Source organism: Streptomyces sp. NBC_01264 (assembly GCF_026340675.1).
Classification (GTDB): Bacteria; Actinomycetota; Actinomycetes; order Streptomycetales; family Streptomycetaceae; genus Streptomyces.
Map to the genome: position 1 here is coordinate 6,157,061 of NZ_JAPEOX010000001.1, position 12,657 is coordinate 6,169,717.

A 12,657-nucleotide genomic window follows, 5' to 3' on the forward strand; every position below is an offset into this window, starting at 1 on the left:
CCCCGCGGCTTCGCGCCTGCGGGGCAGTGGTGCGTTCGGGGCCCGGTACGGGTACGGGCGGCGGTCCGGTCAGCGGCGGTCCTGAGCCCCGGGCAGCGCGAGCTCGAACCAGACGACCTTGCCGCTGCTCAGCCGGGTGGCGCCCCAGCGGCGGGCCATCCGGTTGACCAGGAACAGGCCGCGGCCGCCCTCGTCGTCGTCCCTGGCCCGGCGCTGGCGCGGCAGCTGCGGGGAGTCGTCGCCGACCTCGCAGCGCAGTACGTCCGTCCGCAGGAGGCGCAGGGTCACGGGCCGTTCGGCGTACCGCACGGCATTGGTGACCACCTCGCTGACCAGCAGCTCCAGCGAGTCCTCCAGCTCCTCCAGCCCCCAGCGCGCCAGCGCGCGGCGGGCGAACCGGCGCGCCCGGCCCGGAGCGGTCTCCTCCGGGTCCAGGAACCAGTACGCCACGTCGCTGGGCGCGATCCCGTCGAAGCGGGCCGCGAGCAGCGCGATGTCGTCGTCCCGGTCACCGGGGCCGAGCATGTCCAGGATGTCGTCGCACAGGGCCTCCAGCGGCGGCGGGTGGTCCAGGCCCGTCAGCTGCGCGGTGGTGGCGAGGCGCTCGCGGAGCTGCTCGATGCCGGTCCAGACGTCGCGCAGCCGGGACTCGACGAGGCCGTCGGTGTACAGCACGAGGGTGGCCCCGGCGGGGGCGTCCAGCTCCACGGCCTCGAAGTCCACGCCGCCGACGCCGATGGGGGCGCCCGGGGGCACGCGCAGCACCTCGGCGCGGCCGCCCAGGTGCAGCAGGACCGGCGGCGGGTGGCCGGCGTTGGCGATGGTGATCCGGTGCGACACCGGGTCGTAGACGGCGTAGAGACAGGTGGCCATCCGGTCGGAGCCCAGGCGCTGGGCCTGCTCGTCCAGGTGGTGCAGTACCTCGGCGGGCGGCAGGTCGAGCTGCGCCAGCGTCTGGGCCGTCGTACGGAGCTGTCCCATGATCGCGGCGGAGGTCATGGAGTGGCCCATGACGTCGCCGACGACGAGTGCGACCCGGCTGCCGGGCAGGGGTATGGCGTCGTACCAGTCACCGCCGACCCGGGCCGTCTCGGCGGCGGGCAGGTAGCGGCTGGCGAGCCGGACCCCGGTGGGCTGGGGGAGGCTGTCGGGCAGCATCGTGCGCTGGAGCTCGTCGGCGATGTAGGCCTCGCGGCCGTAGAGCACGGCCTTGTCGATGCCCAGCGCGGTGTGGGTGGCCAGCTGGGCGGCGACCAGCAGGTCGTTCGTCTCGAAGGCGGGCCGCTCGGGGGTGCGCAGGAACACCGCCGCGCCGATGACGCGGCGGCGGCCCCGCAGCGGCGCGAGGATGGCCCGCTGGCCGCGCGGGACCGGGTGGTCGGCGCCCAGCAGCTCCGGCAGGGCGGCGCGGGCGGCGGCGGAGGACCCGAAGACGGGGCGTACGCCGCGCAGCACCTCGGCGAGGGCGCCGCCGGGGCGGATCTCGCAGAGCTCGGCCGCGGGCAGGTCACCCTGCGGGCCGACCAGGGCGAGCTGGCTGAAGTCGAGCTCGCCGTCGGGGGTCATCGCGCCGGCGGTGGCGGCTCCCGCTCCGGCCGCGGTTCCCGCTCCGGTTCCGGTTCCCGCTCCGGTGAACTCGTCGATCGGCCGGAGCCGGTCGGTTCGGCGGAGCCTTAAAACGACCGGTCCGACGGGGCGTTCGTCGCCGACCGGCAGCGGATCGCGCAGGTAGACGAGGATGGCGTCGGAGAAGGTGGGCACGGTGGCCCGGCACAGGCCGAGCACGATCTCGTCGAGGTCGATGCCGCGCGCGATCCGCCGGGTGGCGGCTCCGACGAAGCGCAGCCGGTCGCCCTCGCGCCGCGCGATGGTCGCCTCCGAGCCGATGCCGCTGACCTGTCCGGCGGCGGCCTGCCCGGTGGCGGCGGCCTGCCCGGTCGTGCCTGGCCGTCCGGCCGCCACCCGGGCGGCTTCGCTGTCGCGGCTGCGGGCGCCGCCGGCCTCCGAGGCGGCGGCCTCGTCACGGCCGGCCCGGACCCGGGCGGCGCCCTGGCCGGGCGCGGCGGCAGGGTCGCCGGGCTCCTCGGAGGCGGACGGTGCCTCCCCGGTGGCCCGGGGACGGGGCAGGTCCGCCGCCTGGCGCTGAGCATGCGTGCGTACGGCCTCGGCCGCCGGAAGCGGGGCCTTGCCGTGGCCCAGTTCCTCCGCGCCGTGGCCGGGACCGTCGGTCCGACCGCCGGAGGCAACCGGCCGGGGGCCCTCCTGAGAGGTGGGGTACTCCGTCACGCGTGGCATTCCGTCCGTTTGCGCTCGATGTGCGCTGCACTCAACTCGGTCAGTCGCGGTATACCCGCTCAGCGGCGGGGACACCATCACCCCGCGTTTCCGCGTCCCGCTCGTTACCTCTCGTCATCGCGTCGGCCTAGGTTAAATGCTGTTCTGCTGGCGACAATTGACCGCCGACGCCCCGGCGGAGGACGATCCTACGATTGCCCCCCGGGGGCGCATCAAGGGTCTCATGAGGTCATATGCGCCGGAGTGCGGTCCCAGTCCTCCGGCAGGGCCGGTACGCCCCAGGCCGGGTCCGGTCGCCAATCCTGCCAGCCTTCGGAGAACGGCGGACCCCAGGCCCGGATCACGTCCACCGCCGCGCGGCCGGCCTCGCGTACGCGCCGGGCCTGTTCCGGGCCCATCAGACCCGACCGCTGGGCCTGCGCGAACTCGTCCTCGTCCCGCCACTTCCAGGTGCGGTCAGGGTAGACGGAGATGTCCAGGAAGTGGTCCTCGGAGTCGATCCCGCCGGACCACCGGGTCCGCGGCTCCTCCAGATTCACGTACCAGCTCTTGAATTCCCAGCCGTGGTCCCAGAACAGCCACACCGACCAGGGATCCCCGGGCCGGGCCAGCTTCAGCACCCCGGCACCGAACCAGCGCGACCGTACGGTGGTCCGCGGCGCGGTGTACCGGGTGGCGAGCGGCTCCTCGTGGACCGGGGTCCCGTCGGCGAGCACCGGCTTGACGCACTCGGTCCCCGGGGCCATCCACACCGCGAGCAGCTCGTCGGTGTCGCGCACCACGGTCACGGGCCGGCAGATGTGGACGGCGCCCTTCGCGTCGGGCGCGTGATCGCGGTAGCGCCAGAGGATCTGCTCCCCGGGCGCCCAGCGGGCGGCCCCGGCGGGGCCCCGGTCCGGGCCCCGGTCCGCGCCCCGACCCGCGCCCCGACCCGAGCCCCGGTCCGAGCTCCTTGCGCTGCCGCCCCCGCGGCCTCCGGTACCTGTCATGCGCAGATCTTAGGGCGGGGGTCCGGAGGATCGCCGCGCTGCAGGTCACCGAGGAGTCCGGGGGCGGGAAACGACCGGATCCGGACCCCGGGCCGGGGCCGTGGGCCCGGGGTCAGGGGTGGGTCATCCGCAGCACGTCCAGTGCTTCGTCGAGCTGCTCCAGGGTGAGGTCGCCGCGGTCCACGTAGCCCGACTCCAGGACGACCTCCCGGATCGTCTTGCGTTCGGCGAGGGACTTCTTGGCGACCTTGGCGGCCTCCTCGTAGCCGATGTACCGGTTCAGCGGGGTCACCACGGAGGGCGAGGACTCGGCGTACTCCCTGGCCCGGGCCGTGTTGGCGGTGATTCCGTCGACGGTGCGGTCGGCCAGCAGGCGGCTCACGGAGCCCAGGAGACGGATGGATTCCAGGAGGTTGCGGGCCATCACGGGGAGCATCACGTTGAGCTCGAAGTTGCCCGCGGCGCCCGCCACCGCGACCGCGGCGTCGTTCCCCATGACCTGGGCGGCGACCATCAGGGCGGCCTCCGGGACGACCGGATTGACCTTTCCGGGCATGATCGAGGACCCCGGCTGAAGATCCGGGAGATTGATTTCGGCCAATCCGGTGCGCGGGCCCGAGGCCATCCAGCGCAGGTCGTTGCAGATCTTGGTGAGGGAGACGGCGACCGTACGGAGCATTCCGGAGGTCTCCACGAGGGCGTCCCGGGCCCCCTGGGCCTCGAAGTGGTCCCGGGCCTCGGTCAGCGGCAGCCCCGTCGCCGCCGCCACCTCGGCGATCACGGCGGCCGAGAACCCGGGCGGGGTGTTGATCCCGGTGCCCACGGCGGTCCCGCCCAGCGGCAGTTCGGCCAGCCGGGGCAGCGCCGCGCGCAGCCGCTCGACGCCGTAGCGGAGCTGGACCGCGTACCCGCCGAACTCCTGGCCCAGGGTGACCGGGGTGGCGTCCATCAGGTGCGTCCGGCCGGACTTGACCACCTGGGAGAACTCGGCGGACTTGCGTTCCATCGCGCCGGCCAGGTGCTCCAGGGCGGGGATGAGCGCGCCGGTGACGGCGGCGGTGGCGGCGATGTGGATGGAGGAGGGGAAGACGTCGTTGGAGCTCTGCGAGGCGTTCACGTGGTCGTTGGGGTGGATCGGGCGGCCGAGGCGCTCGGAGGCCAGGGTGGCGATCACCTCGTTGGCGTTCATGTTGGACGAGGTGCCGGAACCCGTCTGAAACACGTCGACGGGGAAGTGCTCGTCCCAGCGGCCCAAGGCGACCTCGTCGGCCGCCGAGGCGATGGCGGCGGCGATGTCCGCGTCGATCACGCCGAGCCGGGCGTTGACGGTGGCCGCCGCGGACTTGATCCGGGCCAGCGCCTCGATGTGGGACCGCTCCAGACGCTGCCCGGAGATGGGGAAGTTCTCCACGGCGCGCTGGGTCTGAGCTCGCCATTTGGCGTGCGCGGGGACGAGTACGTCGCCCATCGAGTCGTGCTCGGTGCGGAACGCCTCGGGGGCGTCGTCGTTCTGTGAAACGTCGGTCATCTGTGGTGCCTCCTGAAAAAGTTGAGCAATTGTCTTGTTCGGACTGTTCCCAACTCGCCTACCGGCCAGTAAATACCGGGGGTAACACCGAGATCGGGGAGGCGTTCATGGCACGTGCCCGTACACAATCAAGGATCAGGCTCAGATCTACCTTCGCCGCCGTCGCGGCGGCGGCGGCCGCCCTCGGGGGCGTCACCGCCATCACCCCCATGGCCCACGCGGCGACCCCCGCGACCACCACCGCGGGGTCCGCCGGGGCCGCGGTCACCCCCCTCACGCCCGAACTGGAGGCCATCCGGGCCGCCGAGGCCGTCAAGATCTACGGCGACTCCGCGATCCGCCCGCTCGCGGACCGCAAGACCGGTCTGATCTCGCTCGGCGACAGCGAGATCTCGGGCGAGGGCATCGGCAACTACGACCCCGCGACCAACACCCCGTCCAACCAGTGCCACCGCTCGCCGGACACGGCGATCCACCGCACCGGCATCGCGGCCGACTACACCTTCAACGTGGCCTGTTCCGGCGGCTACACGGGGAACATCAGGATCGGCGGCAGCAAGCAGTACGCCGACGAGCTGGTGCAGAGCGACAGCCTGGCCATCAAGGCCCGCAACACGAAGATCAAGATGGTGCTGCTGGTCGCCGGGGCCAACGACGACCTGCAGTTCGGCCCGGTCATGACCGACTGCGTCACCCGCTGGGTGCTCAGCCAGGGCACCTGCGAGCCGAAGTACGGTCCGGGCTGGCAGGCACGCGTCGACGGGCTGAAGCCCAAGGTGCAGTCGACGATCGGCGACCTCAAGTCTGTCATGCGCGACGCCGGTTACGCCGACTCCGACTACAAGCTGGTCGTGATGGGCTACCCCAGCCCCATCGGCCCCGACTTCAACGACAACCCCAACTTCCCCGGCAAGCTCCCCGGAGGCTGCGCCGGCTACGACTCCGACGCCTCCTGGGGCCGCAACTACGCGGTGCCCACCTTCGAGAAGGGCATGCGCGCGGCCGCCCTCGCCGCGGGCGCGACCTACCTCGACAACTCGCGGCTCTTCCAGGGCCACGAGGTCTGCATGGAGGACACCTGGGCCCGCGGCCTCTACCTCGACCTCGGGGACCACTTCCCGTGGGACGAGAACACCGCCCGCCAGTCCTTCCACCCCAACTACCGCGGCCACGGCGCCTTCGCGTCCTGTCTGACCCAGCTCTACGCCTCCGGCCTGCGCGAGGCCTCCTGCGCCGACCCGGCGAGCACCGGCACCCCCGTCCTGCAGGCCGGGGCCTGGGACGACCTGTACAAGCCGCTGAAGAACGAGGCGACGGGCAACTGCGTCGACTCCAGCGGCAGCTCCAGCGCCAACAACACCAAGGTCCTCGGCTGGGACTGCCACGGCGGCCGTAACCAGGGCTGGTGGTACGACTCCGCGAAGAAGTCCCTCCACGTCGAGCTCACCCACGACCGCTGCCTGGACGCCCCCGGCGCCAACTACGGCAACGGCACCGGCCTCATCATCTGGAACTGCCACGGCGGCGCCAACCAGCAGTTCGTCCGCGACGGAGCCACCGTCCGGCCCGCCGCCGCCCCGGGCATGTGCCTGACGGTGGCCGCGGCGCACGAGCCGCTGCGCCTCCAGACCTGCAACGGCTCGGCCAACCAGCGCTTCGTGTAACCGCCCCCGGACCCGCACCCTTACCCCCGTGGGTCCGGCGTCCGGTACGACCCCCACACCCGGCCGGCGCACCCCGGCCGGGTCCTCATGGGCTCAGGGCTCACAGGTCCAGCAGCAGCTTGCGCACGTCCCGGGGCCGGTTGGTGATGAGCGTGTCCACGCCCAGGCGGACGCAGAGCTCCACGTCCTCGGGCTCGTCCACGGTCCACACGCGCACCTGGAGACCCTTCGCCTTCAGCCGGCCCACCAGACCCGGGTCCTGCCGTACGAGATCGATGCCCGGGCCCGCGTGGGTGGCGTACGGGGGCCGTACCGGCCGGATCCTGCGCTCGATCAGGTACACGGCGGGCAGTCCCGGCGCGAGGCGGTGCATCCGGGTCAGCGCGGACCGGGAGAAGCTCATCACCTCGACGCGGCCGCTCGCGCCGTCGGCGAGCCCGTACTCCCCGAGCAGCGACACGAGCTCGGCCTCCAGGCGGCCGCCCGCGCGGGTGGGGTGCTTGGTCTCCACGGCGAGCCCGACGGGGTACGGCGCGGCCAGCGCCTCCTTGAGCAGGTCCTCGAACAACAGCACCCGGGTCCCGGCGTGGCCGGACCCCTTCCACGCCCCGAAGTCGAGGGCGCGCAGCTCCTCGTACGTCATCTCGGAGACGACCCCGCGCCCGTCGGAGGTCCGCTCCACCCGCCGGTCGTGCACACAGACCAGCCGGTGGTCGGCGGTGAGCCGCACATCGCACTCGAGCGCGTCGGCCCCGTCGGCGATGGCCTGCCGGTAGGCCTCAATGGTGTGCTCGGGATGCTCGTGGGAGGCCCCGCGATGGGCGATGACCCGCGTGGCGCGGGCCGTGGACAAGGTGGACGGCCGGTTCATGGGTCAGACGTTAACCGGGTGCGGAAGCCGTCCCGGGAACGGCATGCTGCACCGGTGGACGAACAGTTCGTGACATTGCACCGCGAGCCCTGCGGGTCCTGCCGGACGGTGTGCCGCTCAAGGCCGTCCGGGAGGTCTACGAGTTCACGTTCCCGGAGCTGGCGGTGGTGCGGGCCCACGGCCTGGACGCGACCCCGGTCGAGGCGCAGCTGTTGCGCGGAACGCGGAGCGGGCCCCGGGGGTGATCACCCCCGGGGCCCGTCACACGGGGCGGTCGCGCCCTGCCGGCTACGCCAGGCCCGGGCCGCGGAGCGGGATGTGGGTGAAGGTGGGTTCCGGGGCAGGGTTCTGGAAGAAGTCGTTGCCCTTGTCGTCGACCACGATGAAGGCCGGGAAGTCCTCGACCTCGATCTTCCAGACGGCTTCCATGCCGAGCTCCTCGTACTCCAGGACCTCGACCTTCTTGATGCAGTCCTGGGCGAGGCGCGCCGCCGGGCCGCCGATGGAGCCGAGGTAGAAGCCGCCGTGCTTGCCGCAGGCGTCGGTGACCTGCTGGGAGCGGTTGCCCTTGGCCAGCATGACCTTGGAGCCGCCCGCCGCCTGGAACTGCTCGACGTAGGAGTCCATGCGGCCGGCCGTGGTCGGGCCGAAGGAGCCGGAGGCGTAGCCCTCGGGGGTCTTCGCGGGGCCCGCGTAGTAGACCGGGTGGTCCTTCAGGTACTGCGGCATCTCCGCGCCGGAGTCGAGGAGTTCCTTGATCTTGGCGTGCGCGATGTCGCGGGCCACGACCAGCGGGCCGGTGAGGGACAGGCGGGTCTTCACCGGGTGCCGGGTGAGGGTCGCGAGGATGTCGTCCATCGGCTGGTTGAGGTCGATCGAGACCACGTCCGCCGATTCGGAGTCGGACAAGTGGTCGTCCGTCGTCTCCGGGAGGAAGCGCGCCGGGTCGCGTTCCAGCTGCTCCAGGAAGACGCCCTCGGCGGTGATCTTCGCGGTGGCCTGGCGGTCCGCGGAGCAGGAGACGGCGATCGCGATCGGGAGGGACGCGCCGTGGCGGGGGAGGCGGACGACGCGGACGTCGTGGCAGAAGTACTTGCCGCCGAACTGCGCGCCGATGCCGATCTTCTGGGTGAGCTCGAAGACCTGCTGCTCCAGGGCCTCGTCGCGGAAGCCGTGGCCCAGCGGGGAGCCCTCCGTGGGGAGTTCGTCCAGGTAGTGGGCGGAGGCGTACTTCGCGGTCTTCAGGGCGTGCTCCGCCGAGGTGCCGCCGACCACGATCGCCAGGTGGTACGGCGGGCAGGCCGCCGTGCCGAGCGAGCGGATCTTCTCTTCCAGGAACTTCATCATGGAGGCCTCGTTGAGGACCGCCTTGGTCTCCTGGTAGAGGAAGGACTTGTTGGCGGAGCCGCCGCCCTTGGCCATGAAGAGGAACTTGTACGCGCCGCCGTCGGTCGCGTACAGCTCGATCTGCGCGGGCAGGTTCGAGCCGGTGTTCTTCTCCTCCCACATGGTGACCGGGGCCATCTGCGAGTAGCGCAGGTTCAGGCGGGTGTACGCGTCGTAGATGCCGTGGGACAGGGCCGCCTCGTCGGCGCCCTCCGTCAGGACGTTCTGGCCGCGCTTGCCCATCACGATCGCCGTGCCCGTGTCCTGGCACATCGGCAGGACGCCGGCCGCGGCGATGTTCGCGTTCTTCAGGAGGTCGAGGGCGACGAACTTGTCGTTCGCCGAGGCCTCGGGGTCGTCGATGATGCGGCGCAGCTGCGCGAGGTGCGCGGGGCGCAGGAAGTGCTGGATGTCGTGGATGGCCTCTTCGGCGAGCTTGCGCAGCGCCTCCGGCTCGACCTTGAGGAACGTACGGCCGTCGGCCTCGAAGGTGGAGACGCCTTCCGAGGTCACCAGGCGGTACGGGGTGGAGTCCTCGCCCAGGGGCAGCAGGTCGGTGTACGCAAACTCTGGCATGACGGCAGTCATTCCCTCACTCGGCAGACGGCGCTGACGACCGTTTGGCAGCGCGGTATCCAGCGTAGGACCTCTTCCGGCGGCTTTTGTTGTGAGGTAAGGCTCACTGGCCAGTATCGCGATCTATCGTGTCTCGCTATGCTGGGGCTCGTGGACCTGGAAAAGCAGCCCTCATCCGTGCCGGCCCCCGCGCCGGCCCCCGCGCACGCCCCCGGGCTGCGCGCCTCCGACGCGGACCGGGACCGGATCGCGCAGATCCTCGCCGACGCCGTCGCCGAAGGCCGGCTGACCGCCGAGGAGCACTCCGAGCGGCTCGACTCGCTGTACGCGGTGAAGACGGTCGCCGAGCTGGGCGTGCTCGTACGGGACCTGCCCGCCCCCGGCGCCGACGGCCGGCCGGAGCCCGCGTACGTGGGGGCGCCGGCGGGCGCCCCGGTCGAGACGGTCGTCGCCGTGTGCAGCAGTTCTTCCCGCAAGGGCCGCTGGCGGCCGGGCGCGCACACCCGCGCGGTCTCGGTCCTGGGCGACATCACCATCGACCTGACCCAGGCGGTCTTCGAGCAGCAGGTCACCGAGTTCAACGTGACCAGCGTCCTCGGCAACGTCGAGATCCTGGTGCCGGAGAACGTCACCCTGCGCGGCTACGGCAGCGGGGTGCTCGGCAACTTCGAGGTGCGGGGCATGGGGCTCGGCGCGACCGACCCGCAGGCCCCGGTCGTGATCGTCCGCGGCTTCGCGCTGCTGGGCAACATCGAGGCCCGTCCCAAGGCGGGCGCCCGCCTGGTGGACCTGGCGAACCGGCTCCGCAAGGGCCGGGAGAGCTCCCTGTAAGGCCGACACGCCCACAACTGGCGCTGAAATCAGGCTCTTTGGCCGGTACGGGCCCGTAGGGTCGGAATCATGACCGCATCCACATGGGACCTGCTCGACCAGGCGTACGAGGCCCTGCGCTCCGTCGCCGCCGCCCTGCCGGCCGATGCCCTCGGCGCGCCGACGCCGTGTGACCAGTGGAATGTCGGCCAAGTGCTCCAGCACGCGGCCGGCGACCAGCTCGCCTACGCGGGCCGCCTCACCGGCGGGCCGGGACCGGCCGAGGACCCCTTCGCGCCCACCGGCGCCCTGACGGGCAGCCCCACGGAGCTGCTGGAGCCCGCCCTGGCCGCCGCCGCGGAGGCCTTCGCCGGGGTCGAGCCGGGCGCCGCCGAGGTGGCCGTGCCGCTGCCCCCGTTCACCCTGCCCGCCGGGACCGCGGTCGGCGCGGCCGCCCTCGACGCCGCCGTGCACGCCTGGGACCTCGCGGTCGCCACCGGCCAGGCCTCCCCGCTCACCCCCGCCCTGGCGGCGGCCCTGAGCCCGGCCGCCCGGGTGCTCGCCGAGCCGCTGCGCGGGTTCGCGTACGCCCCGGCGCTCCTTCCCGCGCCCGATCCGGACACCGATCCGGTCGGTGCGCTGCTCGCCTTCCTGGGCCGCCGCCCCGACTGGACGCCCTCCGCGGGGTTTACGTCCGGGTGACGGGAGCGGGGCCGGGCGGGGGCGTACGGAGGTCGCGCGGGGGCCGTGCGGGGGCCGCGCGGAGCGGGCCGGGGCGGGAGCACCTTTCGGTCGAACCGGCCGGATCGGCGGCACACGGTGCATAGGGGCGCGCACAGCGGGTAGGGACAGGTGCGTCGCCTCTCTCGCTCGCGTATACGTCGTCAGGAGTAGACCGTGCCGCATCCGCCGCGCCAGTCCCTGCAGGTAGCCGCCGTCCAGAGTCTTCAGGGGCGCCCGGCGGCGGTCGTCCCGAAGCCGCGGGTGCCGGCCAGGGAAGAGGACGGCTCATGGCACGCGGACGCGGTGTGCCGGCGCGACGAGGCCGGGCTCTTCTTCGCCCCCTCCAAGGAGCCGACCGCCGCCCGGCTGTCCCGTGAGGACGCTGCCAAGCGGGTCTGCGCCCGCTGCCCCGTCATGGTCGCCTGCCGGGAGCACGCACTCATCCAGCCCGAGCCCTACGGGGTCTGGGGCGGGCTGACGGCCGCCGAGCGCCGGGTGGTGCTGGCCCGCCGGCGGCGCCGGGCGGGGGAGCTGCGCGAAGCCTCGTGAGCCACGGCCTCGTGGGACCGGAGCCTCGTAGCGAGCCGTCCCGTCAGGGACATACGGAAGGGGCGCCCCGCCGCACGCGGGAGCGCCCCTTCCGTATGTCCGCCGTGTCCGTGCCGCCGATGTCCTACTTGGCGCGGTCGAAGTCGATCGCGCTGTACGCGCGGAGCTTCGAGAGGCGGTGGGTCGAGTCGATCTGCCGGATCGTGCCCGACTTCGAGCGCATGACCAGCGAGGAGGTCGTCGCGGTCTCCGAGCGGTAGTGGACGCCGCGCAGCAGCTCGCCGTCCGTGATGCCGGTGGCGACGAAGAACACGTTGTCGCCGGAGACCAGGTCGTCCGTGAACAGGACGCGGTCCAGGTCGTGGCCCGCGTCGATCGCCTTCTGGCGCTCGGCTTCGTCCTTGGGCCACAGCTTGCCCTGGATGGTGCCGCCCATGCACTTGATCGCGCACGCCGAGATGATGCCCTCGGGGGTGCCGCCGATGCCGAGCAGCAGGTCGATGCCGCTGTCCTCCGTGACGGCCAGCACCGAGCCGGCGACGTCGCCGTCGGAGATGAACTTGATGCGCGCGCCGGTCTCGCGGATCTCCTTGACGATGCCCTCGTGGCGGGGACGGTCGAGGATGATCACCGTGACGTCCTCCACGGCCATGTTCTTGGCCTTGGCGACGCGGCGGATGTTGACGGAGACCGGGGCGTTGATGTCGACGAAGTCGGCGGCCTCGGGACCGGTGACCAGCTTCTCCATGTAGAACACCGCGGACGGGTCGAACATGGTGCCGCGGTCGGCGGCGGCCAGCACGGCGATCGCGTTCGGCATGCCCTTGGCGTTCAGGGTGGTGCCGTCGATGGGGTCCACGGCGATGTCGACCTCGGCACCGGTGCCGTCGCCGACCCGCTCGCCGTTGAAGAGCATCGGGGCTTCGTCCTTCTCGCCCTCGCCGATGACGACGACGCCGTTCATCGAGACGGTGGAGATCAGGGTCCGCATCGCGTTGACGGCAGCGCCGTCGGCGCCGAGCTTGTCACCGCGTCCGACCCAGCGGCCCGCGGCCATGGCGGCGGCCTCGGTGACCCGTACGAGTTCCAGGGCGAGGTTGCGGTCGGGTGCCTCCGGAGAGACTTCGAGCTGGGGCGGCAGGTTGTGCTCGGTCATCGGAGCGCACCTTTCTGTACGGCGACGGCCGGGAGTGAGGGTCCCTGGACTCTATCGGTACGTCGACATATTGAGCAGACCGGGTCACGTATGAGCGCTATATCGGTCAG

Annotated in this window: 11 protein-coding genes; 5 read left to right on the forward strand and 6 right to left on the reverse strand. The window is 72.3% G+C overall.

The window, feature by feature from the left end; translation table 11 throughout:
- Window positions 1-69: 69 nt before the first annotated feature.
- The 3 genes from OG435_RS28975 to OG435_RS28985 form a co-directional block, all read right to left on the reverse strand.
- A complete protein-coding gene (locus OG435_RS28975; protein ID WP_266880878.1) occupies window positions 70-2,286 on the reverse strand; it encodes an ATP-binding SpoIIE family protein phosphatase in 2,217 nt (738 codons plus the stop codon).
- A gap of 230 nt (window positions 2,287-2,516) precedes the next feature.
- On the reverse strand, window positions 2,517-3,284 hold the full coding sequence (gene fomD / locus OG435_RS28980) for a cytidylyl-2-hydroxypropylphosphonate hydrolase (protein WP_266880879.1): 768 nt from the start codon (window positions 3,282-3,284) through the stop codon (window positions 2,517-2,519).
- A 112-nt stretch (window positions 3,285-3,396) separates the two neighbouring features.
- Window positions 3,397-4,812 (reverse strand): class II fumarate hydratase, encoded by a 1,416-nt coding sequence (locus OG435_RS28985; protein ID WP_266880880.1) that lies wholly within the window; start codon window positions 4,810-4,812, stop codon window positions 3,397-3,399.
- 107 nt (window positions 4,813-4,919) lie between these two features.
- Here OG435_RS28985 and OG435_RS28990 point away from each other — a divergent pair, with 107 nt between their 5' ends.
- Window positions 4,920-6,476 carry a ricin-type beta-trefoil lectin domain protein gene (locus OG435_RS28990; protein WP_266880881.1) on the forward strand — a complete coding sequence of 519 codons (1,557 nt, stop codon included), beginning with the start codon at window positions 4,920-4,922 and terminating at the stop codon, window positions 6,474-6,476.
- Between the two features lie 100 nt (window positions 6,477-6,576).
- Here OG435_RS28990 and OG435_RS28995 read toward each other — a convergent pair whose 3' ends face one another.
- Window positions 6,577-7,347 (reverse strand): glycerophosphodiester phosphodiesterase, encoded by a 771-nt coding sequence (locus OG435_RS28995; RefSeq protein ID WP_266880882.1) that lies wholly within the window; start codon window positions 7,345-7,347, stop codon window positions 6,577-6,579.
- 110 nt (window positions 7,348-7,457) lie between these two features.
- On the opposite strand from OG435_RS28995, the gene OG435_RS29000 reads away from it, so the two are divergent.
- Window positions 7,458-7,592 carry a hypothetical protein gene (locus tag OG435_RS29000; protein WP_266880883.1) on the forward strand — a complete coding sequence of 45 codons (135 nt, stop codon included), beginning with the start codon at window positions 7,458-7,460 and terminating at the stop codon, window positions 7,590-7,592.
- A gap of 43 nt (window positions 7,593-7,635) precedes the next feature.
- Here OG435_RS29000 and OG435_RS29005 read toward each other — a convergent pair whose 3' ends face one another.
- Window positions 7,636-9,309 (reverse strand): fumarate hydratase, encoded by a 1,674-nt coding sequence (locus OG435_RS29005; protein ID WP_266880884.1) that lies wholly within the window; start codon window positions 9,307-9,309, stop codon window positions 7,636-7,638.
- A 150-nt stretch (window positions 9,310-9,459) separates the two neighbouring features.
- Between OG435_RS29005 and OG435_RS29010 the strand changes: the two genes are divergently transcribed.
- From OG435_RS29010 to OG435_RS29020, 3 genes are all read left to right on the forward strand, one after another.
- Window positions 9,460-10,140 (forward strand): DUF1707 SHOCT-like domain-containing protein, encoded by a 681-nt coding sequence (locus tag OG435_RS29010; RefSeq protein ID WP_266880885.1) that lies wholly within the window; start codon window positions 9,460-9,462, stop codon window positions 10,138-10,140.
- A gap of 69 nt (window positions 10,141-10,209) precedes the next feature.
- Window positions 10,210-10,821, forward strand: coding sequence for a TIGR03086 family metal-binding protein (locus tag OG435_RS29015; RefSeq protein WP_266880886.1), 612 nt, complete (start codon window positions 10,210-10,212; stop codon window positions 10,819-10,821).
- A 195-nt stretch (window positions 10,822-11,016) separates the two neighbouring features.
- Complete coding sequence (locus OG435_RS29020) at window positions 11,017-11,391, forward strand: WhiB family transcriptional regulator (protein ID WP_430625703.1); 375 nt, start codon at window positions 11,017-11,019, stop codon at window positions 11,389-11,391.
- 124 nt (window positions 11,392-11,515) lie between these two features.
- On the opposite strand, the gene glpX is transcribed toward OG435_RS29020, so the two are convergent.
- Window positions 11,516-12,547: a class II fructose-bisphosphatase gene (gene glpX / locus OG435_RS29025; RefSeq protein WP_243335787.1), complete on the reverse strand. Its 1,032-nt coding sequence runs from the start codon at window positions 12,545-12,547 to the stop codon at window positions 11,516-11,518.
- Between the last annotated feature and the right edge of the window lie 110 nt (window positions 12,548-12,657).